We start from the raw sequence: 24,659 nt of genomic DNA on the forward strand, positions 1-24,659 counted from the left end.
ATTGTCCCCTTTGGAATTATTATTTAGGGGTGACAACTATCCTGCCATAGGGGGAATGTTTTCAACTCTAAATATCATAAATTGAAAACCTACTATTGATGATTCTAAAAATATTTCTACGTGCGGACGTATGGCTTCTTTGCGATTAGAATCTATTTGCTCGTCCTGATTCCTTCTGAGACGCCAAGTTTCGACTGCTAATATGATAGTCAAAAAAGCAATAACGCCAGTCGCTACAGCACTTATAATTGCTGATATAACAATCCAAGCACTTTCACTAGGTATATTGGCTTTGCTACCAACTGCTACTCCAATTATGAATAGCGTCGGAGACATAAACATAGTTAATATAACCCAGTACATCCACAAAGGTTTTTCGTCTTTATTCAAAATCATCTCTTAAGTGATAGTTATATTTAACACTTGAATTAATAAATATTGTTATGACACAGATATGAGAGCAAAGGAGCTATTTTTACTTCCGATTCTTCCGCGCTCGTTTTTTCCGTGCTCGTTTTTCTTCTTCGCGTGCTTTCTTTTTCTCTTCAGCAGCCAGACGTTGTTCGGCGACGATGATTTCTTCTGCCTCAGTCATGGCTGGCGTTTCGAGAGTGATACGCCCAAGCTTGCCGCTGCGTAGCTCGTTAATCAAAATCTCCGACATGCGATAAGTATCAACCACATTGCCCGCACGGACACAGCCACGATTGCGACCTGCCACTTCAAAAAACTCCCAATCCGTCTTGGGTAACTCTTCAATTTTATAGCGAGTTTTTAATAGCTCAGGATAGGCACCGATTAAATACTCTGCGGTATAACTGGCGACGTCATCGAAATCAAATGCCGTGTCTCGGATACCACCCGTCGCCGCCAAGCGATAGCCAGAGTTTTCGTTTTCTACCTTTGGCCACAGCATCCCAGGAGTGTCATAGAGCATGATGTCATCGTCCAGCTTAATCAGTTGCTGCGATTTGGTCACTGCTGGTTCGTCACCAGTCTTGGCGACCGTACGTCCCGCCAAGGTATTGATCAAAGTTGACTTACCGACGTTGGGAATACCCATGATCATGGCTTTGATTTGGCGACCTGTACCGACTTTATTGGGCACGAGTTGTTTACAGATGGCGATGATACTCTTTACATCATCGGCTTTGTTATTGTCACAAGCGATGGCTTTGACAGCATCTTGTTGTTCCAGATATTCCATCCACTGTGTCGTCAACTCAGGGTCGGCCAGATCGGCTTTGTTGAGGATTTTGATGACAGGTTTTTCACCGCGCAGTGCTGCAACCATCGGATTTTCGCTGCTATAAGGGATACGTGCATCGATGACCTCGATGACAAGATCCATCTGCGGCATGACTTCCTTGATTTCGTTACGGGCTTTATTCATGTGCCCAGGGAACCACTGAATACTGGCTTTCTTATCCATCTGTTTCTATGACCTTTTATAAAAAATGCTAAAAGCAAGACACGCTACGTTGACTGTCTAGGTTGTGTCTTAATGATGTTCATTTTACTACACAACTCATGTCTTCACGTTATAATTTCTTGATACCTCAAGGGTGTTAAAGGGCTACACCCGCTCACTATCTGGCGGCAGAGGCGCGAGATAACCAATTACTAGGATCAAGCTACCGGCACCGAGGAAAGATATCACACGCCAAATCGCCTCGGTCTGTGATAAATCGACCAAGACCAGTTTTAGAACGACAACGCCCAATAGTCCAATACCCATAAACCATAACACACGCTGCCAGTAGCGACTGGCGATAATAGTAGCGATCAAGGCGAGCAGCGTCCATAAAATCGTCAGTCCAGTCTGTACTTGCTCACTCTGCCAAGCGCCTGCATCCCATAATGGTGTGCTGATAAATGCGTGTAGTGTTCGGACGAGCATACTGGATATGAGCCAAAAACCGATAAGCCCTAAAATAACCAATAAACTGTTTGTGATAAAAGCGTGTGTGACGTTGGAGGTGTGCTTAGCGTCATTGTTGTTTGCGTTGATATCACTATCTGCGTTGGTATCAGTATTTGCATTGATATCGCTATCTGCGATGTTTGCCAGATCTGATGGTTGCTTGAGGTAATAAAGACAGGCAGCAACACACAACGTCAGCACTGAGGTGATGTCGTATAGGTTTAATAATGGAATGTATGACAGGTTCCAAATCACGCCATCATAAAACCAGTTGGTGATGATGACCCAACATAAGGCAGCAGGGCTCAAGACAGCAGCACAGACAGATAGTGCTTGTTGCCAATCAAACCAATACAGCAGACCTTGCTTGCTTGTTTTTTGAGTTGGTGTTTGAATTGGTGTTTGTTGCTGATGGCCAAACCACAACCCAGTGATAATTAAAACAACTGGAATCAAAACAGCCATGACACCGGCGGAGTCGGGCAGACAATAATGGGCAGCTGTTGCAACGACTAATATTCCCGATCCTAGCCAGCTTGCCCCATCATAGCGTGACAGCGTGGTATTGTCGTACCATACTCTGAGCCATACTTGCCCGACAACCAACCAACCGACGATTAAACTGGCAAATATCAGCCACGTGGTCGATGTCCTTGCCATACCTGGCTCAAACATCTGTGGCAGCTGTAATACCAGCGTGAGATAAAAAAGCAGTGATATCCCACGAGCCAATTGTGTCATTTCCGTCCAAGACTGATAACGGTTGACTGCCCAATAAACAGCAAGGCTCACCATTGATGCCAATGCAATCTTGGTGGTCAATTGCTCAACCTCAAACCATTGATTTAAGTCAATCACCAGTACCTGTAACGCCCAGATGACAGCCGTTAGGGTCAAAAACCATATCAACCTAGGACTACGCCACACGAGATTAAAGGCGATACTTTGGCTGTTGATGGAGCCTAACCATCGATAGGCAGCTGCATTGCTGACGCCCAGGCTACTAGCGATGGTACGAGCGGTATCTGCAGTGGAGGAGGCACCTTGAATATTGGTTTGTGTGTCGCCATCTTGATTAGCCTGCAACACAAGGATCGCAGGGGAATGACTCATCCGCAAAATCAACATCGTGGCGAGATAGCTGATGCCTGAAATCGTTAATGCTAATATCGGAGAGCTTTGGATAGCAAAGAACTCGTTTAGCGCTAGCATAGCGATACTGATCAGTTGTAATAAAATACCAAACAACACTGACCACGCTCGCAATGAACGTCGCCCAAACCACACGAGTGCTAGCCCTTGTACCGACCAACTAAACGCTACCCACTCTGCTTCTAGCGCTAATGGAATTATTAAAGCTGAAAATCCCAAGCCCAGCGCTAGCATGCCTTCGGTGATTAATGCATTGCGTTGACTACGTCGGGTCAGCAGCCAACCAAGCGCCAAATAGACCGTGGCGAAAATAGCACTGGTAATGGTTAGCGCATGGTCAATGTCATGTAGTAGCGCAGAAAATAAACCAAATGCCAATAGCGGCACTGAAAACAGCAAGCCGGTGTCTACGGGAAATAAGTAGGTAGGATTATTGGGTTGAGATCCGTCTATGTTGTTGACGGTGTTTACCTTGCCTTCACGGGCGAGGCTTGTTTCATTGGCGGTGTTATAGGCGATGATTTGCTGCGCGTAACGGATAACGACAAACAGGTAAAGCAGTAGATGCAAGGTCACTAGCAGCACCAATGACCAGCGTTGAGACTCAATGATGGTGTCTAAGTTTTCAGTGATACCCCAGTAGTAGGCGAGTCCAAATGTCACAGTGACACCGAATAAGTTTAATACCTTCCATGGGCGATAATGGGCAATAACCGCAATCGTGACGTTTAATAGTAAGTAATAGCTAAACAATGCTACCAAACTGCCCGTATCATCACTGGTCAATATAGGCGCCACGAAACCGCCTGCGAGCGCTAACAAAGCCAAAGGAAAGGCATTTTGGCGAACGGCTAAGCCGACCGTCACGGCGGATAACAGACCAAGCCCAATGAAACTGGGTAAGCTTGGCAGCACTTGATACACACCATAGGCAAAAAAAGTGGTCAAATAAGCAGTTGCTAAGCCTGCTCCTTGTAGGGTAATGCCGTAAGTCAAACGATTTTTTGCTAATTTTAATCCAAGGCCAGCCAAGACCAAGCCTGCGCCTCCTATCGCTAGCAACTTGGATACTATGGAGATTTCGATATAGTCGCTGAGTAAGCGTAGCAACAGAACGACCCCGACTAGTAAGACCAGCACGCCAACACGAACGACTAAGTTGCCACCGAAAAACCAGTTTTTAATAGAATGAAACAAGGACGTGACGATAGGCAGTGAGCGCTCGTCAGGCTCTATGGCAGTCGAAGTAGGTGTGGATATAGCAGCATTTTTAGCCTTTCTAGCTTTAGATGAATCAGCTTTGGAGGCGTTGGTTTTAGCGTGAGCATTTACAGCTGAAAATTTAGCAGTCGCTAAAGATATAAAGACAGTATCGGATGTCGTGTGCCTATTATCGTCCTTATCAGCAGTGGACTGCGTGTGGGAATTGGAGGCTGCTTTTAAAGAGGCCGTACCGCTTTCAGCATTTGCAAATGGGAGGTCAAACTGGGCATCAGTCCCGCTAGCTTCACTGGTTTTATGAATGCCATTGTTCTCATGAACTCCACTAGTCTTACTAATGCCATTTGATTTATGAGCCACTATGTTCTTGGCGTTAGTCGTTTTCACACTGTTCTGATAGCGTCGTAGCTCTTCTTGGAGCTCGGCAACATCCCTATTGAGGGTGGTAATTTTATTATTTAATTTGCTAAATAAGTAAATAACTAGGGCTAATAATGTGATGAATTCGAACAACATAGTGACTTAATCCAAGCTAATAAAGTAGTAATGAGGACGCCATTCGATAACGAACACAAGCGTTGGCTCATTGAGCATATAGAGCCAGTCGAGCGATAAAAAAGGCAGCCTAGCTTTAGGCTGCCCACTGCAGTTATGTAAGATTATATAATCTTATATGAATTTATCAGAAAGCCTAGCTTGTTTAGTACGAGATTCGTGAGCACTGAACAGGCCAGTACCAAGCGAGCCAGCACCAAACAAGCGATAACAGACCATGTGGTGCTGATTAGCCTAGGTTGGCTTTCATGAATTCGAGCATGTTTTCCCAGCTTTGGTTGGCTGCCGCTTCGTTATAGCCCAGATCAACATCGTTTTTAGCAGCGCGCTCATCGGCATGTGGATTGGTAAAGCCATGTTTGGCGTTGTCGTACACATCGATGGTGTAATCAACATCGGCTGCATCAAGCTCTGATTGTAGACCCTCGATCGCTTCCATAGAGACCATCGAGTCTGCGCGACCGTGTGCGACCAACACTTTGGCCGTGAAGTTTTGATCTGCTGGTTGTTTTGGTGATGGGTTGCCATGGAAGGTGGCGACTGCTTTTATAGGCATGGCGTCACGTGCCATATCGAGGACGACTTTGCCACCGAAGCAATAACCAATTGCACCTAAATTGTCACCATTGACCGCCAACTGGTCACTGAAATCATTGAGAATTAAACGGCAGCGAGCCATGAGCATATCCTGATCTGCAAGCACTTGCTCCATCCAGGTATTGGCCATCGCAGCGTCGGTAGTCAGTTTGCCTTCGCCATAAACATCCATTGCCACTGCTGCATAACCAGCTTCTGCTAAACGTTCAGCGACAGACTTTGGATGGTCGACGACGCCCCACCATTCGGGTGCAACTAATATACCCGCAGCTGGATTTTCTTCTGAAGCGCCTTCTGGTAGCGCAACATAGCTTACGAGTTTGGTGCCATCATCAGTAGTGCTGATTAATTCAAAAGTCTTAATTGACATATTGTTGTCCTTTTTTATGTTATGAGTTTTATTTATAGTAAATCATTTTTTCTTACTTTCATTACCTTAACGCCCATATCTAGCAAAAACAGCTATAATACTGTAACGCTCTTTATCAAAATGCTACTGTAAATTTATGACAATAAACCTACTAGACAACCAAGATAACGACGTCATTTTTGAGACCGACGTATCTGGGACTAACATATCTGAGTCACTGCGTCCGCAGTTTTGGTCGCGTTTTGAGCTGTCTGACTTAAACCACAGCGAATGGGAAGCCTTATGTGATGGTTGTGGCAGCTGCTGTTTGATTAAATACATCGATGAAGACGACAGCCCAGATCATACTGAAGAAGCTGATATCGTCGAATATACCGATGTGACCTGTCAGCTGATGGATTGTGACACCGGCTACTGTCAGCATTACGCCACGCGTCAAGAGTATGTACCAGATTGCATACAGCTGACCATGGAAAATCTGCCGGATATGATGTGGTTGCCGTCGCATTGTGCTTACAAGCGTTTATACAAAGGGCAAGATTTGCCGAGTTGGCATCTGTTGTTGACTGAAGACGCGCAAGCAACCCAACAGCAAATGCGTGCTGCCAATGTCGGGGTAGCAGGGCGCTGTGTCTCTGAGACCGGCTTATCTGACGAGGAGATGGAGACACGGGTGGTACATTGGGTCAGCGCTTAAGGGTTAGCACTTAAGAGTCAGAGCCTAGAGTCATGCTTAGTTGCAGGTTAGGGCACTATCAGTCAGATTCTTGCGCCGCAGAATGGGCGTTTTTTTCGGCAGCAGGCTGCGAGTCAGCCAGCGGTGGCATGGGAATGCCTTGGCGGATTTGTTCGGAAAACTCGTGGTTAAATTCGTGACGGTCAGTATCAGAGTTGAGGTGCGTTAGATTGTCAAACTCGAGGACTTTTGGATTGATGTGCGCACGCTTGTACCAGGTCTCTATGGACCATGGCTGACTGTCTTTTTTTGGATTGGGATCCAACATGCCGACATCATATAGATAGTTCGGCAACCAACCAGATACCCAAATCCGATAATCCCATGGCAAACGGTCGCCACTAATCATACGTGCCATATAAAAGATAATATTGGTACAGTTACTGATGAGCGTGTTGTACCAAGCAGCTTGGGCATTGAGGTCGTCAGCAGCGGTCAAATAAGACTCAAACAACGCTTTGATCTCATGCTGCTGCAAATGACTGATAGGAAACAAATAAACCTGCTCACCACGTGCGTTGCTACGAGTATAAATAATGTCGCGCTCTTCTGCGGCAATCAAGCTAAGCTCATAACGGCGAAAAAAACCAGCCAACGCTGAAAAATCTTCGCCTTGTTCTTTTCGAATCTCAAACGAGAAAGCAAGTGGTCTGTCATCTTCAAAGCGAAAACTGACTAAGGTATGAGCAATCAAAGGTCCCATCCAGTAAGAATTGGTGACATCGACGCCGGAGAGTTTGGACATGTCCACTGTGCGCGTATCCCAACGCTCTGTCGCTTCTGCATCCGTGTGCCAATCAAAATTGCGTACATTGGAAAAGGTCACCAAATCAGGGTTGGTTGCATCGCGTGTATAAGAGAGCTGTTGACTAACTTCGGGCATCCAGTCGAGGTCTTGCTCAGCCTCGATAGAAAAAAACCAACCAACACCCATGCACCAAGTCACCGCGTATAAACCAGCCAGCCATTTGCTTGTTGATTTTTTTCTAATGGCTTTTTTGGCGAGGTTGGTGTTGCTAATTGATGGTTTATTATCCGATTGTTTAGCAGATGTCATCCAATAACGACTACTCAACAAAGCAGTGAGCAAGCCGATAATGACGATAGCCGAAAGCCAGGTGATGATCGAACCTGCACCGTACTGATACCAAACCGCCAATAGCAACCAAATTGCTGATAGTAATAGGACGCTTGCGATGAAGAGCTGTAGCAGGTAATGTCGCCAGCTCACTTTTTTGTTCTCTTCTTCCGAGGTGCTTTTTTTAATGTCATGCGTCCCTCCCTCACTGTCTGAGCGTCGACCCAGTGAGCGCGATGTAAGCAGACGAGAAAAAAAGGAGCGTAGTGACATAGTGTTGTGGTTTGTTGGTGGTGTAATCGCGATGTTTGTTGGTGATCGTTAAAGGCTTTGACCATAGCAAAGTTTATAACACACTGACAGTACAATTTGCGTGAATTTGTCGTTGAATGTCGGTCAACCATGAGATAAAGTGAATCTTGGGTATGTTGAGCACTTGGCCATGTCACTGGCGAAGACTGATATACAGTAAATAGTGGTCAGAAGTTGTAAATGAGTCTTCAATACGCCCTTGTTTAGTTGGGTCCGTTGGTATTTATAATAGAACCATCGTCTAATCATGAAATGCCTGTTTTATTTGGGATTTTTATCCCCATCTATTATTACTTGTTGTTTTAAACTGTTATTAATTGAAAGAGGTTAAATCACACCATCATGTCTGACGACACTCCCAGCCAGAGTAGTTGGTCGATGCGCGGCTTAAAACGCTGGCTATCGACTGCCCCCGAAACCCGAGATGAATTGAGTCGCTTAGTACAGGACTCGCGCCAGTTCCTAGAGCCTGATACCGTCGATATGTTAGAAGGCGTATTGGATCTGCCCGCGACCCAAGTCCGTGAAATCATGACACCACGTCCGCAAGTGATGGGTTTGCACGAGAGTGCTAGTCTCGCTGAAGTGATGGACATCATCCTAGATACCACGCACTCGCGCTATCCAGTCTTTGACAGTCAAGACGATGACGCTGTCATTGGTATCTTACTGGCGAAAGATCTGATTCCGATACTCGTGTATATGGTCCGAGAGCAAGAGGAAAAAATAGACAGTAAGCGTTTGAAAGATTTAGTGCGTCAACCACTCTATATTAGTGAAACAGCTCGCTCTGATACCTTGCTGCGCTCATTGCAGCTTACCCAAGTGCATATGGCAATTGTCGTGGACGAGTTTGGTAATTTCGCGGGTGTGGTCACTATGGAAGACCTGCTCGAAGAGATTGTTGGTGACATCGTCGATGAGCATGATGATTTTGACGAAGATAGTGATATTAATAACATCGTCGCTGATCCTGAGAAAGCAAATACATGGCGCGTACAAGCCTCTACTGTCATCGAGGATTGCAATGATGAGCTGGGGTCGAATTTTGACGATACTGATGTCGATACGATGGGTGGTTTGGTCATGCAAGCGCTTGGTTATGTGGGTGACTTAGAAGGTGAAAGTGTGGTGATAGATGATTGGAAAATCACGATCACCGATGTAGAAGGGCGTTTTATCCATAATTTAGAGCTCACCAAAATGAATGCGCGTCAGCAGCTATTGATTGGTAGTCATTAAGACGTATTGAGCGTTGCAAGGTATGCTAACCGTGCATAGGCTTTGTTATTGCGGTGATGCACCGACCACATCAACGGCGTCTTAATATATAGGTTTTCCCTTTAAAAACACGATTGCGGTCGTGTTTTTTTGTGCCTGAGCGTTGGGTTTGACTACGCAATTTTACCCATAGATTGGTTTAGACTGGTATCATGGGCGGGTTTAATGGTTTGGGTTTTTCTAAGAGTGATTTTTATCTGAAATGCCCTGCTCTCCAGATATTAATGCCCCCAGATATTAATGCTTATAATTTTAGAAAAATGATCTTGGATAATTGCTATGCGTCTGTCTTCTGTTGATTTGCAAAAACGTCTCAATCCGGACAAGCCGAAGGGCATGCCCATGCTGATGACGTTATTGATTGCGTTGCTGGCAGGCGCAGTATTTTTATTTGCGCTAGCACCCTACGGTATTTGGCCACTCGCATTGCTGTCGCCAGCAATTTTGTATGCGTTGCTGATGCCTCAAATGAGTGGCAAACGTGCCTTTTTAATTGGTCAGGCATACGGCACAGGACTATGGTGTGTGGGTGCGTTTTGGCTTTATACCTCTATCCATGTCTATGGTGCGACTCCAGCATGGTTAGCGTTGATAATGATTGCCTTGATGGGATTGGGCATGGGTTTGTTCCATGGCTTTCTGGCGTTGATATTTAATCGGATGGTCGGCAAGCAGCCATTGTCATTCGCGGCGCTTTGGATACTACAAGAATGGATGAAAACTTGGTTGTTCACCGGGTTCCCATGGCTATTCGTCGGTTATGCGTTTACAGAGCAGTACTGGTTGTCCTCCCTCGCACCAGTCGCAGGTGTGTTTGCTATCTCGTTTGTGGCGGTGCTATTGGCAGCCAGTGTGGTTGAACTGTTGCGTCGTCGCGGCGGTTATATGGTGGTGCCAATCGTATTGCTGGTCATCAGTACCTCACTGTGGCTGATAAATCCTCAGTGGACTAAAGAAAAAGGCACGCCTGATTTATCCGTGTCTTTGATTCAAGGTAATATTCCACAAGACTTAAAATGGCTGACTGAGTATCAGGTAGAAACCTTAAACATTTATGCGCAATTAACCAGCACTGAATGGGGACGTGACATCATCCTGTGGCCTGAATCATCGATTCCGATGTTTCAGACAGACGCGGTGGGCTTTATCAATGAAATGGTCAAAATGGCAAAGGAAACAGATACCACCTGGGTAACTGGTATTCCTTATAAGGATGACGCGGCGTTTGATGAGACTCGTGACGAATATCCACCGTTTTATAATAGTGTGATTGCGTTAGGGGCGGATGCAGAAGGTCTCTATAAAAAACAACGTTTGGTGCCTTTTGGCGAGTATATTCCACTAGAAGGCTTACTCGATATCTTGCCAGACTTGGCTGGTAGCCAAGACATTATGAGTTATAGTCGCGGCAGTGATACCCAGTCGCCGCTGCGTGTGCGTGGTCACAATTTGGGCGCTGCCGTATGTTACGAAGTGGCGTATCCCGATACCACCCGAAGAAATGCCGTTGATACTGACTTTTTATTGACCATCTCAAACGATGCTTGGTTTGGCAAGTCAGCAGGGCCATTGCAACACCTACAAATGGTACAAATGCGAGCCCTTGAAAATGGTCGTTGGTTCATGCGAGCGACCAATACTGGCGTCACGGCTATTATTGACCACAAGGGCCACATCGTCGAGCGCGCACCGCAGTTTGAACGTATGGTATTGCGTGGTGATATTCAGGCACGTGAAGGTCAGACACCATTTACACGTTTTGGCAATTATCCTATATTGTTTACCATAGCGCTGTTATTGTTACTCAGCTATCTTGGTAGACGATCTAGGACTCGGGTGAAATTGGGTAGATCGTAGGTAAGTCGTTTTAGCATATAGTTGGTGCCAAATAAAACAGATACGTGGTTTTATGACGTGAAACGGGGATAATTTTTCTGGCTTGCTGTGCCTGCGCAGACAGAGGTTGCAAAAAAATTATCCTCGTTCCACTGTATCACTCCTATATTAAACCGACTATATAATAGCCAGAAAAACCATCAGTCAACGTTAAAAATCATCAATTAGCGCTGAAAACCGATGGTCATCGATAATAAATCCTTTAAATACTTAAGGGTTTTCACAAATCGGTACAAATTGCGATATAATAGGTAAATATTTAAAATATTTTGTGCAAGGTGGATTAAGGTATGTCAGAAGGTATCGTTAATAACAACCCGAAAAAAGAGCTGTTGTATACTGTAGGCGGTATTGCCTTATTTTTAGCTATCGTACTGCTTATCGGTGTTTCTGGATTTTTACGTCCAGCGGGCGAGCATATTACGGTAGAAAGCACTGAAGCTACAGCTGAAGCCGAAGCTAGTGCTGAAGAGCCTGCTGCAGCGACAGAGATCGAAAGCGCTGAAACAACAGATGGCGCTGCTGAGTCAGCCGAGGAACCAGTAGCAGAAGAGTCTGAATCTGTCGTGTCTGCATCAGCTGGTACAGCGACTGCTTCTGGTACAGTGGGTCAAGCGGATGCTGCAGCTGATGAAGCGACGGTAGAGCAAGCAGAGACTGACGTGGCGGCTGAACCTGAACCTGAAGAAGCGGTAGCAGAGTAACTGTTTTTGTTTTATACAGTATCTTTGTGGAATGCGGACGAAAAAGTCTCATAGCAACAGCATGCCTGTCATGGCATCACACTCGCTCTCAACTGTTGAGAGCGAGTTTTTTGTGAGTCATTACCGAGTGATCGGTCAAAACTATTGATCAAAACTGCTGATCAAACTTATAAAAAAACGTGAGAATAAATCTAGGTATAGTCATTCTATAGGTTACGCTTATCACTTTTTAGCAAGTGACTGCATACGCAAAAAGCAAATGATGAGGCGTGTTACCATTGTCGGTAGCGCGCTTTGTTGTTTCAGGTCGTTATCAATTGAGTGACTGAATTGAAGACCCACTTTAATAAGTGAGGTATTTCTCTTGACCATCGCAAGCAGGCAGTCCATACAAACGTTTGATGGTACCTTGCTGTCATGTTGCCTTACAAGTTTCATGGAAATATAGCGCTTTCTATTTATACGTATTGGTTGTACATATTGATCAGCTATGTCGGTATCTTAAATTGCTACCCTGCAATAGACGCTCGTAAAAGAATCAACGCGTGTAAAAGAGTCAACGCTTATAAAAATTTATCTGTGCACATAAGACGACTATTCATAGTTGCTTGCCTATCCAATTCAATCAAATCCAATCAAAATTAAAAAGGAAAAATCTAATGAGTAAACACATCATTCGTGACCGTATCGATAAGCTACGTAAGAATATCGTCGCTCAAGACCTTACTGCGATTATCGTACCATCCGCCGATCCTCATTTGTCTGAGTACTTGCCCGAGTATTGGCAAGCGCGATTGTGGCTTTCGGGGTTTACAGGCTCACTTGGCACACTCGTCGTGACTGCGGATTTTGCAGGGTTGTGGACAGACAGCCGTTATTGGGTGCATGCTGCTGACGAACTACAAGACACAGGAATCAGTTTGGAGAAGCTTGCACCCGGTCAGCCAAATCATATCAACTGGTTGGCTGAGCATCTACAAGAAGGGGATAGTGTGGTTGTCGATGGCAATGTACTATCCATTGCTGAGCAAGACAAACTGCTAGATGCCTTTGAGGCCGATGACATTACTTTGATTACTGACCGCGACGTATTGACAGAGATTTGGACTGATCGTCCAGCCTTGCCCTCAGCACCGCTTTATCAGCATGAGGCACAATTTGTCGCACAGTCTACCGCCTCAAAACTTGCCGCTGTGCGTGCAGGTATGGTAGAAGCTGGTGCGACGCACCACCTACTTTCTAGCCTAGACGATATCGCTTGGTTGACCAACTTGCGCGGCGCCGATGTCGACTACAATCCAATATTCTTATCATATATGCTCATTAGTGCAGACAGTGCGACATTGTTTGTTGATAGTAGCAAAGTCAGTGCTGATATTGAGCAAAGCTTGAAAGATAGCGGTATTACCATTGCGAATTACGATGCGGTACAACCAGCATTGAGCACATTGACACCAGATGATTTGCTATTACTAGACCCTAGCAAAGTGGCGGTGGGTACGCTATCGCAGATGGTTGACGATATTGGTTTCATCGAGCAGATGGCACCGAGCACTTTACTAAAATCTGTAAAGTCTGACGCTGATATCGACCATGTACGTGAAGCGATGCGTCAAGATGGTGCGGCATTGTGCGAGTTTTTCGCCAGCTTTGAGCAACGCTTGGCGGATGGTGAGCGATTGAGTGAGCTTGATGTCGATAGCATGCTCATCGAAGTACGCAGCCAGCAACCGAATTATGTATCGCCGAGCTTTCCGACAATTGCAGGATTTAACGAAAATGGAGCGCTACCGCATTATCGTGCGACGCCAGAAAAGTTCAGCTACCTTGATGTGACAGAAGGCGAGGGCAGCTTGCTGCTGATTGATTCAGGCGCTCAATACCAAAACGGCACCACCGATATCACTCGTGTGGTTGGTGTTGGAGAAGTAAGCAGCGATCACAAACGCGACTTTACCACGGTGTTAAAAGCACATATTGCTTTAGCCAGTGCATATTTTCCTGAAGGCATTTCATCACCCACTATCGATGCGATCTGCCGTGCGCCATTGTGGCGAGCACAAATGGACTACGGACATGGTACTGGTCATGGCGTTGGTTATTTTTTGAATGTGCATGAAGGACCACAAGGTATCTCCTATAACGCGCCCAATACCAAAGAGCGGGCAATGAAGTCTAATATGATTACCAGTAATGAGCCAGGACTATACCGCGAAGGCAAATGGGGTATTCGTATTGAGAATTTAGTAGTGAGCAAAGCAGTTACTAACCCAACTGAGACCGATTTCGGTAAGTTCCTGCATTTTGAAACCGTTACTTACTGCCCAATTGATACCCGTTTAATTGAGCCATCATTATTGAGTCAACTAGAAATCGATTGGTTGAATGACTACCATCGCCAAGTATATGCAGAGCTAAAAGATCGTGTAAACGGTGCAGCGCTAGAATGGCTGACTGAACGTACACAGAGCATAGAGTAAATAGATAAAAGCAGCTCAGTAGCTTAAAGTCAGTATGTTGTAAAAAAAGCCCAGTTATTTATCAACTGGGCTTTTTATCGCTTGGGCTATCACATTGTTTTTGTTTTTTTATTACCATTTTTAAAATTAGGACATGCCCTAGTTTTTCTGCGGCTCTTTATCAGGTGTTGATGCATCTGATTCATTTAAGTACTGAACAACCTCTGCTTGTAGCCAAGACTTTAAGTTTTCAGACATCTGCATCATTTGTTCACTCAGATAGTCATCAATTTGCGTTTCAAGCTCACGAATGAACGCTTGATGAGTAGTGCTTAACTTTTCATCTTTGAGTGACAGTTTGATAGCATTACTGGCGTTGTCTTTCACGGCTTTTAGCACGTTATCGCTGTTATTCAAGGTGTTGTCAACGCTATCACTTTGTTTGGTATCAGCGTCAGCAGTGCTCGAGCTGAGGGTGCTTGTATCGACTTTAGGTGCTATTTTAGAATCTGTTGATTGAGAATTTTTTGGTTGAGAGTCTGTTGGTTGTGACTCTGTAGAAGTGTCACCTTTCACATCATTCGACTGAGGGCTATTTGTACTTTCTTCACTGATTTTGTGTGTTTCTGTTTCTTCCGCTGCATCGGTCACTTTTGTGTTGTTTTTATCAGTGACTACCTGCTTATTTTGCTGTTGTGCCTCTTGCGTTATTCTTGCTTCTTCTCGAGCTTGTTTGTCGGCGATGGCTTTAGTGATGGCTTGTTCGGCCTCATGGTTATCGTAGAGATCGTCAACATGAGCATCTAGGTCGTGAGTACTGAACACAAAGCTCTCGAACGGAACCTCCGACTGAAGTAACGAGGTAATGTCTTTGAGCTCTTGGGTAATTGCCGAACGGACAGATTCGGGCGCACAAGTCCAGCGCTGATGAAACTGATAAGAAAAGGAATAGCTTGACATTATATCTTCCATAAACATTACAAAATTACCCCTTATCATACGCAAGTACAATAAGGGGCTGCAAGTGGACAAACGTAGTAAATCTGACAATAAAGTTACAATGTGCCATATTATGGCCGTTTATGCTTTATTTATCGATAGGCCAGCGTGCAAAAACCAACGAACCATTCGTACCGCCGAAGCCAAAGCTATTGGACACGGCATATTGTAATTTCTCAACTTGGCGGGATTGATTGGCTACGTAATCGAGATTACAGTTATCTTCAACATTATCTAGATTGATCGTTGGTGGCACTTGTTGGTCTTGTAGGGCACGGATAGTAAAGATGGCTTCGATACCGCCAGCGGCACCCAGTAAGTGACCAGTCATTGACTTGGTTGAGCTGACCAAAATACTGTCTTTTACTGGTGAGAATACTGTTTCAATAGCGATGGATTCGGCAACGTCACCGGCAGGGGTGCTGGTACCATGGGCATTGACATAACCGACATGCGATGAATCAATCCCAGCATCGTTTAAGGCATTTTTCATAGCACGAGCTGCACCGCTACCATCTTCTGGTGGTGCGGTAATGTGGCTGGCATCATCGCTCATGCCAAACCCAACCAGCTCAGCAAGTATCGTTGCACCACGTGCTTTAGCGTGAGCAAGGCTTTCTAACACCACGACACCAGCGCCATCACCTAACACAAAACCATCACGGTCTTTGTCAAATGGACGCGAGGCTTTGGTTGGCTCGTCGTTACGAGTAGAGAGCGCGTGCATAGCGCCAAAGCCTGCTATACCAAGAGGGCTGGAGCCTTTTTCGCTGCCACCCGCCAGCATGACATCGGCGTCGCCATACGCGATCAAACGTGCTGCCAGACCCATCGCATGAGTGGCTGTAGTACAGGCAGTCGATGTGGCTAGGTTTGGTCCTTGTAAGGTATGTTTAATCGCTACCAAGCCCGCTGCCATGTTGACGATAGAGCCGGGGATAATAAAAGGCGAGACTTTGGTGGCACCTTTTTCACGCAGGGTATCACGGCTGTTTTCGATGGTTTGGATACCACCAATACCGGAACCTAAAATAATACCAAATTGTTCAGGATCTACGTTTTGCACAGGAGCGTCAGCAGCACTTACTTCATCGATAAAACCGGCGTCTTTTAAGGCCATGGAAGATGCCGCCACGCCGTAATGCATAAACTCATCATAGCGACGTGCGTCTTTAGCATTCATATATTGTTTGGCATCAAAGTCTTTGACCACACCAGCAATTTGCGCGCGATAGTCTGTTGCATCAAAATGGGTAATCGGCGCGATACCGCTATCACCATTGAGGAGCTTCGCCCACGAGCTATCGACATCCAAACCTAGTGGCGTGACAGCACCCATGCCAGTCACTACCACCCGTGTGTCATCAGAGCGCTCATAGTGCGGTGGCTTCTGGCGAGTGTTTTTCTTGTCAGTGGCGGCAGTCGGGGTGTTGGTTTGCGCGCTCGGTGAATTGCTATGTTGGTTCATGCGATATATCCTGTACGTGCGATCCTAAGAAAAATTTGGTTTATTGGTTTAATAGTTATTATAAAACACATAAGTGTACGTATGTAAACTAAAATAATGACCAACTAGGCGAAACACACTTGACCTAGTACGACGCCTTTATTAGCGCCAGTGACGGCTGGCAAATTACCCGTTTCACCCATGATGGTCTGTCTTGCTAGCCAAGCAAAAGCGACAGACTCCACCCAAGTCGGATCGAGTCCTAAGCTAACCGTGGTATCTACCGTACAATGTGGTAAATGTGCTTGCAGTCGAGCCATTAAATATTTATTCAACGCCCCACCACCGCAGACGTAAACGGATACGCTTTCTTGATCATTGATGAAAGTATTGATTTGCGTGCTAGCACTGACGGCTGTCAGTTCGGTCAACGTTGCTTGGATATCCGCTGTGGAGTAGCGAGTGTGGGCTGAGGTTTGGTCGAACTGGTGTAGCTCATCTTGTAGCCATTTTAAGTTAAATGCCTCACGACCAGTGCTCTTCGGGTAAGAACGGGCGAAAAACGGATGCGTCAATAGTTGATTCAGTAATGGCTCAATGACTTGCCCAGATTGCGCCCACGCGCCGCCAGCATCGTAGTCATTATCAGTGTGCAGTGCTGTCCACGCGTCTAGTAATAAGTTGGCAGGGCCAGTGTCATAGCCCACGACATTGTCTATAAGTTGTGAGTTTATAGGCTGTGAATTTACAGGTTGCGAGTTTACTTGTGAATCCGATGGCGTCTCAGCAGTGGCTGGCAAGACAGTAATATTGGCAATCCCGCCCAAGTTTAATAGTATTCGCGTGCTGTCAGGCGCAGAGAACAGGGCTTGGTGAAAGGCAGGTACCAAAGGCGCGCCTTGACCACCGACTGCCATATCGCGGCGGCGAAAGTCACTGACGACACTGATACCAGTACGCTCAGCGATGATGTTGGCATCGACTAACTGCAAGCTAAAGCCCATCTGCGGACGATGGCGAACCGTCTGACCATGACAGCCAATCGCTAATACAGCGTCACTATCGACATTTACTTTCTGCAATAACTTATTGACCACGACACTGGCAAACTCACCGTACTCTTTACTCGCCCAACCAAGCCAGTCTAATTCACTTTTTGGCTCACTTGTCGGTTCTCTGTTTGGATTGCTATTTGTATCGCTGTTTGGCTCATCCGAACTAGGCGTCAGCTCTTGAACACCATTCGGCTGACACAGTGCTAATAACACTTCACGCAGGCGGGGCGGGAAGTCTTGGCTATAAGTTGCCAACAGTTGCATTGGTTGCGAGGTTGTACCATTGCTATCGTTATCAAACTGACAGAGCACCGCATCCATACCATCTAAGCTTGTGCCTGACATCATCCCTATATATAAGCCATCATCGAAGCTTTCAAAGACCGTTTGCTCCAGTGCCTCGCCCAGTGATGCAAGGTTTGTATCATTGTCGCCAGTCGTCAAGTCATCAGTCGTTGAGTTGAGCTGGTCACCTGAAAAGTCGATGTTTTCGGGGTCATTGGTTGCAAGGGTAGGGTTGGTCATGGCAATTTACCTTAAAAAACGCTAGTATATCCGTCAAATTCTAACATCTTTTGCTGGCTTCGAAATTCTAAATAGCCCAAACGTTTTAACCTTTCAATAAAGACAATAAAGAGAGCATCATGACAGACCATTCATACACCCTAGAAGAGCAGATAGCCCTGATCCAACGTGGTACGCAAGAGATTTTATCTGAAGATGATTTAGTGGCCAAGCTCAAGCTAAACCGTCCGCTACGCATCAAGGCAGGTTTTGATCCTACCGCACCTGATTTGCATTTGGGTCACACGGTACTGATCAACAAACTCAAGCACTTTCAGGATTTGGGTCATGAGGTTTACTTTCTCATTGGCGACTATACTGCCAAGATTGGTGATCCTTCTGGCAAAAACAGCACCCGTCCGCCATTGACTGATGAACAAATCAAAAACAATGCCGCTACTTATGCGGAGCAAGTTTTTAAAATCTTGGATAAAGAAAAAACCCGTGTGGTCTTTAACTCTGAATGGTTCAATGACATGAGCGCTGCTGACATGATTCAGCTTTCTAGTCAGCAGACCGTCTCACGTATGCTTGAGCGTGATGATTTTGCAAAACGCTACGCTTCGCAAACGCCAATCTCTATTCATGAGTTCCTCTACCCATTGGTGCAGGGTTATGATTCTATCGCACTTAAAGCAGATGTTGAGCTGGGCGGTACTGACCAAACTTTCAATTTACTCATGGGTCGCACGCTACAAGGGCGCTATGACCAAGAGCCGCAAGTCTGTATTACGGTACCGATTTTAGAAGGTTTGGACGGTGTCAATAAAATGTCCAAGTCGTTGGGCAACTATGTTGCCATCTACGATGCGCCAGGTACGATGTATCAAAAAATCCTGTCTATGCCAGATACTCTCATTCATCGCTACTTTGAGTTTTTAAGCTTCAAGCCGATGGAAGAAGTCGAAGGTCTAATGACGGAAATGGAAAATGGTCGCAATCCGCAAGAAATCAAACGTATCCTTGCTGAAGAGTTGATCGAGCGTTTCCATGATGCCGATGCCGCTGCCAATGCGCACAAGTCAGCGGGCAATGTGCTTGCTGATGGTGAACTACCAGTGGATTTACCAGAAGTGATGTTAGCGTTAGAAGGGCAAGACGCACTGTTTATCACGCAAATCCTCAATCAAGCCGAGCTTGCTAAAAACAACTCAGCGGCAAAAGACATGGTCAAGCGTGGTGCGGTAAAAGTCGATGGTGAAGTCGTTGATGGTGGTTTTAGTCTAATCTCAGGACAGACGGTTGTGATTCAAGCAGGCAAAAAAGGCTATGCAAAAGTGACGGTGGAGTAATCTATAAGAGTGATTGAAAGCGAGGTCGGCGGTAATTGTCGACCTTTTTTATGAAGCGACAATTAGCAGTAGATTAGCAGCAGCCATTTTTAAACATTAGGAGTTTGCTATGACTAAAATCATCACTCAAGGCATCTACCGCCACTATAAAGGTAGCCTTTACCAAGTTTTGCATACCGCGCAGCATTCAGAAACCGAAGAATTATTGGTTGTTTATCGCTGTCTATACGGTGAGTATGGCGTGTGGGTACGACCGCTTGCGATGTTTTCGGAGACGGTCGTGCGTGATGGTAAAGAGATACCACGTTTTGAGCTGATTAAAGCACTGACGGATTGAAGCATTGACTAATTAAAGCATTGGCGGATTAGTTTTTCGCATGGATTATGTGGTGTTAATCGAAAACGGCTGGCTTCATTGCAGCCGTTTTTTTTCGTTTATCAAAGTGAGCTTTCCACAAAACGCTTTAACACTTTATAAAACTCAACGGGCGCATCCATTGGCACAGCATGACCTGAATTTGGTAGTATGATTGCGTTGGCACTGGGTAGCATCTGAGTGATTTTTTGCTGGCATTTTGCACTATATAATTGAGAGCGACCACCAACTAATAAGGTCGTTGGGATACTGACTGTCGATACAACGCTGCGGTAATCGTAAGGTAGCTCAACGTAAGCAGACAGACAGCGTAACTTGTGTTGCCATGTCGCATGTTTCATCAGTGAGATTTTCTGTGGCGGTCGATGGCTCAAAGTTTTTACCAATAATTGAGAAGATTTTCTACTGACGGATAGCAGAGAAAAGGCACGTTCTATGTCCAATAATTTCGTTTTTAAACGATAGGGCAGATGCCGAAAGTCATCAACTTGCATATAGGGCTCAGCGTTTGCGATCAAATCTGCAAACTGTGCAAAAATTTCTGTTTGACGTGTACCAAACACCCCACCAGTTTGCCAGTCGGGTTGATTGTGAATCATCGGTGCTTGGTCGATATTCAAATAGCGACTCACGTGCTGAGTACCAAATCGTTGAAAGTATGCCCACATCACTAATGCACCCATCGATATCGCCGCCACAGGAAACGCCTCGCACTTTGTTTCTTTACTCACGTGTCTAAATACCTGCTCAACATCGTCTACGTATTGCTCAATAAAATCGAACCTTGGCAAGGTGAGGTGAGACGACATGCCAAACCCTCTAAAGTGTGGCAGATAAAAACGATAACGCTGGGTCAGCGGTAGGATAAATGGCAAAAACTGCCGTGCATCCATCCCAAAGGCATGCAACAGCATCACAGGTTCACCGCTACCGATAACAGATACTGGTAGCAGCGTGTCATCAGTCATACTGATCGTGATAGTCTGTAATTGATATGACGACAGTAGCGACGGTAAATTATTTTTCATAAAAGGCATCACTTGTTTTTATCAAGTTGTTTGGATCAGAGTCAGCCATATTAAAAGCGTTGATTTTATGAGCGTGGCAGCTTACACCTTGTAAATGACGATGAAAATGAACACACGTTCTAATCAAAGGCTGTTATATTTAGTGGGAGCGTTGACCATAATATAGAAGCCGTCTAAAGATAGAAATGATAATATTTGTTCGTCCACCAGTATCTAGTATATGTAAGTCGATCCAATCTTATTTAGCAGGTCTTGTTTGGTAGGCATTATTTGATAGGCATTGTCCTCATTTTTACCACTATTTCAAAATGAGGGCGCACCCTAAGTAAAATAAGGACAATAGTATATGAGTAAGTCGACGTTAGCATTGCTCGATAGTAGTCTTTATCCGCAATCTTGGCAGCAGCAAAGCTTTAGCAGCCCTCAGGCGTTTTTCAGAGGATTGCTAGCAGGCGATATTCCGCCAGACGCCGATGCTTTTACAAAGCAACTACTGGTTAATGATACTTATAAAGATTGGATCTATAGCTCTGTATTTGGGCGTTATTTGCATCGTAATTTTACGGCGTTTTATCGGCAAACAGAAGACAGTTTTAATACAGATATGCCTGATATTTTTCGTCGTGAGCTCACTCGTCATGCTCAGTATTTGCCAGTAGAGCAAGTGCTGTTCTTTGCGGGTGATATTCCAAAAAACGTTCGGCAAACCAAGCTGTTCACCACAACTGTTAATCCAGCAACAGCCATGATAAATGCACAACGTATCAAAGTAAAAAGAAATGCATCACAGACTGTAGTCAATCAGATAGACATTACTGGCAAGCACGTATTGGGATTTCCGATCCGTCATAATAAGCGAACCAGCGAGCGCTTACGCAATGAAGTATTGATTTTGGACTTTCAAAACTTAAGACTCGTGAACGAGCTCAAGATTGAGGACATAAAAAAAGCAATATAGAGGACTCTATATTGCTTCGGTGTTATGAGCTGCGTTGATGAATGCTGTACTTAAGAGTATATCACGTGGAGATGCCACGAATGATAAAATACCAGAAGAGCTAACGGTCTACTTTGTTTGCTTGGCAATCGTCAGTCCATTATACGTCTGCGCCACAGGCATTACTTCTAAACGATTGACATTGATGTGCGCGGGTGACTCAATCAGCCATAACAAAATATCACCGATATCCTCACCTGTCATGGTTTTGAAGCCGTCATAAACCTTGGCGGCTTCTTCTGCGTCGCCATGATAGCGGACGTTTGAAAATTCAGTACCTGCCACATTACCAGGCTCAAGATTGGTTACTCGCACTTGCGTTCCCAATAAATCAGCACGCAAGTTTAAGCTAAACTGCTTCACAAAAGCCTTAGTCGCACCATAGACGTTACCACCAAAATAAGGCCAGCTGCCAGCAATAGAACCAACATTGATTACATAACCGCTATCGCGTTCGACCATCGCTGGCAACACCGCATGGGTCAGTGCTATCAAACCTTTCACATTGACATCGGTCATGCGCATCCAATCATCCAGATCTGATTTGTACGCAGGCTCTGTACCAAGTGCCAGACCAGCATTATTTACCAAGACATCGATTTGTTGAAAGTCTGTTGGTAAATCAGCAAGGATTTGTGGAATAGAAGCGGCATCACTGACATCCATGGCTACTGGTAAAAATGCATCACCTAAAGTCTCTGCTAACTCATTCAGTTTGTCGAGGCGCCTGGCACAGCCAATCACACTATGACCGCTGGCAATCAAACGCTCAGCCAGCGCTTTGCCAAAACCAGCGCTTGCTCCTGTAATTAATACATTCATGTTATATCCTTGTCATTGATAGCCTGTACTTCTGTTGCGAGCCGCCATCATGTTTGATAATAGCTGTTTTGCACTTATTTGTTGAACAACTGCTTCCCAAATATCTTGTCACCTGCATCACCAAGACCAGGAATAATGTATCCATGCTCGTCTAAATGATCATCTAGCGCCGCAGTATAGATAGTGACATCAGGGTGGGCTTCATTGACCAATCGTACGCCTTCAGGAGCAGCAACCAACACCAAAGCCTTGATGTTTGTGCAGCCATTTTTCTTTAGCATTTCTATAGTTGCAACCATAGAGCCACCCGTTGCTAGCATTGGATCAATGATAAGGGCAGGGCGCTTGTCCATATGACTGACAAACTTTTCAAAGAAAGGCACTGGTTGTAGCGTTTCTTCATCACGTTGTAATCCCACCACAGAGATTTTTGCTGTAGGGATTAAGTCGAGAACCCCGTCCAACATGCCAATACCTGCACGCAAAATTGGCACGATTGTCGCCGTCTTACCGATGATTTGTTCACCCGTTATCTCACCGCACCAGCCTTGCATAGGAAAGGTTTCGATTGCAAAGTCACGGCTCGCTTCATACGCCATTAAGCGCGCAAGCTCTTTGGTCAATGTGCGAAACTTATAAGTACTACAGTCTTTTTCCCGCATTAAGCTAAGTTTATGGCGGACTAGCGGATGATCGATTACGGTAATTTTTAAGCTGCTGTTTAAGTCACTCATAAGTACTCTCTTGGTTTTTGGTCTGGTGCTTGCGCAGTCACTGCGGTTGCTATTAGTATAAAAGATACAAACATCTACCACACATCAACTCTATAAGTTAGGCTATTGATAGTAAGCTCAACGAACGATTGATAAACTGCATCTGACTATACTGTGCTCAGATAAGTGAGGTAGTGTTTAGGCTTTCTATGATAGCAAAAAAACCGATTTTTTGATGAAGAATCTTATAGCCAACCAACCCACTAACGCATGAAAAGACATGAAACGATATGAATAAAACGGATCCTAAAAAAAATAGCACCGATAGAGTAGAAACTCATCCCTTTGACCCAGTGTTGCCACCTAATGCAACTGTCATGATGATGGGGACTTTTCCACCGACAAGCGATAAGTGGGCGATGAGCTTTCATTACCCCAATTTTTATAATGATATGTGGCGTATCTATGGTGGTGTATTCTTTGATGATGTTGATTACTTTAGGGTAGAAGAAGAAAAGCGCTTTAATCCAGAACGTATCATTGATTTTATGTATGAGCGAGGCATTGCGTCTTGCCCAACGGTAAAACAAGCCATTCGTGAAACAGGCAATGCATCAGATAAAAACTTGACCGTTGTGACGCCTGTGGATTTAGACGACATCCTAACAAAAGTACCAAAGGTGAGGACACTGTTCACGACAGGAGGTAAGGCGACAGAAGTATTGCTCAATTTGCTAGTAGATCCACCTAGCAAGTCCAAATATCCCAAAACCAATCAAAGTATGAGCTATCCTTATCAATGGCAGTGTACAGAGAATAAGAATTCAGCCCCTAATGACCTCATGCTATATAGACTGCCTTCTACTTCACGTGCCTACCCATTAGCATTAGAGAAAAAGATAGCCGCCTATAAAGATTTTTTCAAAAAAATAGGTAAGCTATAGTTATAAATATCAATCCTAAAAACACCACCGCTCACCACCCACTCAAAAAACCTTCCAACCACCTTAATAACTTCTTGACCGATTGAAAGAAGCGTGTATAATGCGTCCCAGTCGAAAGGGGAGGCTGATTAAGAAGT

20 protein-coding genes are annotated in these 24,659 nt (G+C 45.1%); 9 read left to right on the forward strand and 11 right to left on the reverse strand.

Features of this window, described 5'->3' with window-relative positions; genetic code table 11:
* Positions 1-36 precede the first annotated feature (36 nt).
* From L0J61_RS01095 to L0J61_RS01110, 4 genes are all read right to left on the reverse strand, one after another.
* Complete coding sequence (locus L0J61_RS01095; RefSeq protein ID WP_301464472.1) at positions 37-390, reverse strand: hypothetical protein; 354 nt, start codon at positions 388-390, stop codon at positions 37-39.
* Positions 391-475: 85 nt separating this feature from the next.
* Entirely contained in the window at positions 476-1,432 is a 957-nt protein-coding gene (gene ylqF / locus L0J61_RS01100; protein WP_301464473.1) for a ribosome biogenesis GTPase YlqF, read from the reverse strand.
* Between the two features lie 144 nt (positions 1,433-1,576).
* Complete coding sequence (locus tag L0J61_RS01105) at positions 1,577-4,813, reverse strand: DUF2339 domain-containing protein (RefSeq protein ID WP_301464474.1); 3,237 nt, start codon at positions 4,811-4,813, stop codon at positions 1,577-1,579.
* A 268-nt stretch (positions 4,814-5,081) separates the two neighbouring features.
* Positions 5,082-5,819 carry a dienelactone hydrolase family protein gene (locus tag L0J61_RS01110; protein WP_301464475.1) on the reverse strand — a complete coding sequence of 246 codons (738 nt, stop codon included), beginning with the start codon at positions 5,817-5,819 and terminating at the stop codon, positions 5,082-5,084.
* A 136-nt stretch (positions 5,820-5,955) separates the two neighbouring features.
* On the opposite strand from L0J61_RS01110, the gene L0J61_RS01115 reads away from it, so the two are divergent.
* Positions 5,956-6,516 carry a YcgN family cysteine cluster protein gene (locus tag L0J61_RS01115; RefSeq protein ID WP_301464476.1) on the forward strand — a complete coding sequence of 187 codons (561 nt, stop codon included), beginning with the start codon at positions 5,956-5,958 and terminating at the stop codon, positions 6,514-6,516.
* A 58-nt stretch (positions 6,517-6,574) separates the two neighbouring features.
* Here L0J61_RS01115 and L0J61_RS01120 read toward each other — a convergent pair whose 3' ends face one another.
* Positions 6,575-7,906 carry a DUF4105 domain-containing protein gene (locus L0J61_RS01120; RefSeq protein WP_301464477.1) on the reverse strand — a complete coding sequence of 444 codons (1,332 nt, stop codon included), beginning with the start codon at positions 7,904-7,906 and terminating at the stop codon, positions 6,575-6,577.
* A gap of 381 nt (positions 7,907-8,287) precedes the next feature.
* Here L0J61_RS01120 and L0J61_RS01125 point away from each other — a divergent pair, with 381 nt between their 5' ends.
* The 4 genes from L0J61_RS01125 to L0J61_RS01140 all read left to right on the forward strand — a co-directional run bounded on the left by L0J61_RS01125 (position 8,288) and on the right by L0J61_RS01140 (position 14,306).
* The gene (locus L0J61_RS01125) at positions 8,288-9,187 is read left to right on the forward strand and encodes a CBS domain-containing protein (protein ID WP_301464478.1); all 900 of its coding nucleotides are present in this window, start codon (positions 8,288-8,290) and stop codon (positions 9,185-9,187) included.
* Positions 9,188-9,505: 318 nt separating this feature from the next.
* On the forward strand, positions 9,506-11,083 hold the full coding sequence (gene lnt / locus L0J61_RS01130; protein ID WP_301464479.1) for an apolipoprotein N-acyltransferase: 1,578 nt from the start codon (positions 9,506-9,508) through the stop codon (positions 11,081-11,083).
* A 329-nt stretch (positions 11,084-11,412) separates the two neighbouring features.
* Complete coding sequence (locus tag L0J61_RS01135) at positions 11,413-11,826, forward strand: hypothetical protein (RefSeq protein WP_301464480.1); 414 nt, start codon at positions 11,413-11,415, stop codon at positions 11,824-11,826.
* 659 nt (positions 11,827-12,485) lie between these two features.
* A complete protein-coding gene (locus tag L0J61_RS01140) occupies positions 12,486-14,306 on the forward strand; it encodes an aminopeptidase P family protein (protein ID WP_301464481.1) in 1,821 nt (606 codons plus the stop codon).
* A gap of 138 nt (positions 14,307-14,444) precedes the next feature.
* Here L0J61_RS01140 and L0J61_RS01145 read toward each other — a convergent pair whose 3' ends face one another.
* From L0J61_RS01145 to L0J61_RS01155, 3 genes are all read right to left on the reverse strand, one after another.
* Entirely contained in the window at positions 14,445-15,245 is an 801-nt protein-coding gene (locus L0J61_RS01145; RefSeq protein ID WP_301464482.1) for a hypothetical protein, read from the reverse strand.
* A gap of 127 nt (positions 15,246-15,372) precedes the next feature.
* Positions 15,373-16,752 (reverse strand): beta-ketoacyl-ACP synthase II, encoded by a 1,380-nt coding sequence (fabF, locus tag L0J61_RS01150; RefSeq protein WP_301464483.1) that lies wholly within the window; start codon positions 16,750-16,752, stop codon positions 15,373-15,375.
* A gap of 104 nt (positions 16,753-16,856) precedes the next feature.
* Positions 16,857-18,311, reverse strand: coding sequence for an anhydro-N-acetylmuramic acid kinase (locus tag L0J61_RS01155; RefSeq protein WP_301464484.1), 1,455 nt, complete (start codon positions 18,309-18,311; stop codon positions 16,857-16,859).
* 119 nt (positions 18,312-18,430) lie between these two features.
* Between L0J61_RS01155 and tyrS the strand changes: the two genes are divergently transcribed.
* Both tyrS and L0J61_RS01165 read left to right on the forward strand, forming a co-directional pair.
* Positions 18,431-19,642, forward strand: a complete 1,212-nt coding sequence (tyrS, locus tag L0J61_RS01160) for a tyrosine--tRNA ligase (protein WP_301464485.1) — start codon at positions 18,431-18,433, stop codon at positions 19,640-19,642.
* A 109-nt stretch (positions 19,643-19,751) separates the two neighbouring features.
* Positions 19,752-19,979 carry a DUF1653 domain-containing protein gene (locus tag L0J61_RS01165; RefSeq protein WP_301464486.1) on the forward strand — a complete coding sequence of 76 codons (228 nt, stop codon included), beginning with the start codon at positions 19,752-19,754 and terminating at the stop codon, positions 19,977-19,979.
* 101 nt (positions 19,980-20,080) lie between these two features.
* Here the strand turns inward: L0J61_RS01165 and L0J61_RS01170 are convergent, their stop codons facing one another.
* A complete protein-coding gene (locus L0J61_RS01170; RefSeq protein ID WP_301464487.1) occupies positions 20,081-21,046 on the reverse strand; it encodes an alpha/beta fold hydrolase in 966 nt (321 codons plus the stop codon).
* Positions 21,047-21,392: 346 nt separating this feature from the next.
* On the opposite strand from L0J61_RS01170, the gene L0J61_RS01175 reads away from it, so the two are divergent.
* On the forward strand, positions 21,393-22,004 hold the full coding sequence (locus tag L0J61_RS01175) for a hypothetical protein (protein WP_301464488.1): 612 nt from the start codon (positions 21,393-21,395) through the stop codon (positions 22,002-22,004).
* A gap of 108 nt (positions 22,005-22,112) precedes the next feature.
* On the opposite strand, the gene L0J61_RS01180 is transcribed toward L0J61_RS01175, so the two are convergent.
* Positions 22,113-22,865, reverse strand: coding sequence for an SDR family NAD(P)-dependent oxidoreductase (locus L0J61_RS01180; RefSeq protein ID WP_301464489.1), 753 nt, complete (start codon positions 22,863-22,865; stop codon positions 22,113-22,115).
* A 74-nt stretch (positions 22,866-22,939) separates the two neighbouring features.
* Positions 22,940-23,599: a uracil phosphoribosyltransferase gene (upp, locus tag L0J61_RS01185; RefSeq protein ID WP_301464490.1), complete on the reverse strand. Its 660-nt coding sequence runs from the start codon at positions 23,597-23,599 to the stop codon at positions 22,940-22,942.
* A gap of 269 nt (positions 23,600-23,868) precedes the next feature.
* On the opposite strand from upp, the gene L0J61_RS01190 reads away from it, so the two are divergent.
* On the forward strand, positions 23,869-24,522 hold the full coding sequence (locus L0J61_RS01190; protein WP_301464491.1) for a DNA glycosylase: 654 nt from the start codon (positions 23,869-23,871) through the stop codon (positions 24,520-24,522).
* Positions 24,523-24,659 lie beyond the last annotated feature (137 nt).

This window comes from Psychrobacter sp. (genome assembly GCF_030457785.1).
Lineage (GTDB): Bacteria > Pseudomonadota > Gammaproteobacteria > Pseudomonadales > Moraxellaceae > Psychrobacter.

Bases quoted from the DNA above. Each gene is read 5' to 3' on its own strand.
- L0J61_RS01125 (WP_301464478.1), top strand. From the start codon at position 8,288: ATGTCTGACGACACTCCCAGCCAGAGTAGTTGGTCGATGCGCGGCTTA.
- L0J61_RS01120 (WP_301464477.1), bottom strand. From the start codon at position 7,906: ATGTCACTACGCTCCTTTTTTTCTCGTCTGCTTACATCGCGCTCACTG.
- L0J61_RS01175 (WP_301464488.1), top strand. From the start codon at position 21,393: ATGAGTAAGTCGACGTTAGCATTGCTCGATAGTAGTCTTTATCCGCAA.
- L0J61_RS01180 (WP_301464489.1), bottom strand. From the start codon at position 22,865: ATGAATGTATTAATTACAGGAGCAAGCGCTGGTTTTGGCAAAGCGCTG.
- upp (WP_301464490.1), bottom strand. From the start codon at position 23,599: ATGAGTGACTTAAACAGCAGCTTAAAAATTACCGTAATCGATCATCCG.
- L0J61_RS01165 (WP_301464486.1), top strand. From the start codon at position 19,752: ATGACTAAAATCATCACTCAAGGCATCTACCGCCACTATAAAGGTAGC.
- L0J61_RS01145 (WP_301464482.1), bottom strand. From the start codon at position 15,245: ATGTCAAGCTATTCCTTTTCTTATCAGTTTCATCAGCGCTGGACTTGT.
- ylqF (WP_301464473.1), bottom strand. From the start codon at position 1,432: ATGGATAAGAAAGCCAGTATTCAGTGGTTCCCTGGGCACATGAATAAA.
- L0J61_RS01115 (WP_301464476.1), top strand. From the start codon at position 5,956: ATGACAATAAACCTACTAGACAACCAAGATAACGACGTCATTTTTGAG.
- L0J61_RS01155 (WP_301464484.1), bottom strand. From the start codon at position 18,311: ATGACCAACCCTACCCTTGCAACCAATGACCCCGAAAACATCGACTTT.
- tyrS (WP_301464485.1), top strand. From the start codon at position 18,431: ATGACAGACCATTCATACACCCTAGAAGAGCAGATAGCCCTGATCCAA.
- L0J61_RS01170 (WP_301464487.1), bottom strand. From the start codon at position 21,046: ATGAAAAATAATTTACCGTCGCTACTGTCGTCATATCAATTACAGACT.
- L0J61_RS01190 (WP_301464491.1), top strand. From the start codon at position 23,869: ATGAATAAAACGGATCCTAAAAAAAATAGCACCGATAGAGTAGAAACT.
- L0J61_RS01105 (WP_301464474.1), bottom strand. From the start codon at position 4,813: ATGTTGTTCGAATTCATCACATTATTAGCCCTAGTTATTTACTTATTT.
- fabF (WP_301464483.1), bottom strand. From the start codon at position 16,752: ATGAACCAACATAGCAATTCACCGAGCGCGCAAACCAACACCCCGACT.
- lnt (WP_301464479.1), top strand. From the start codon at position 9,506: ATGCGTCTGTCTTCTGTTGATTTGCAAAAACGTCTCAATCCGGACAAG.
- L0J61_RS01110 (WP_301464475.1), bottom strand. From the start codon at position 5,819: ATGTCAATTAAGACTTTTGAATTAATCAGCACTACTGATGATGGCACC.
- L0J61_RS01135 (WP_301464480.1), top strand. From the start codon at position 11,413: ATGTCAGAAGGTATCGTTAATAACAACCCGAAAAAAGAGCTGTTGTAT.
- L0J61_RS01140 (WP_301464481.1), top strand. From the start codon at position 12,486: ATGAGTAAACACATCATTCGTGACCGTATCGATAAGCTACGTAAGAAT.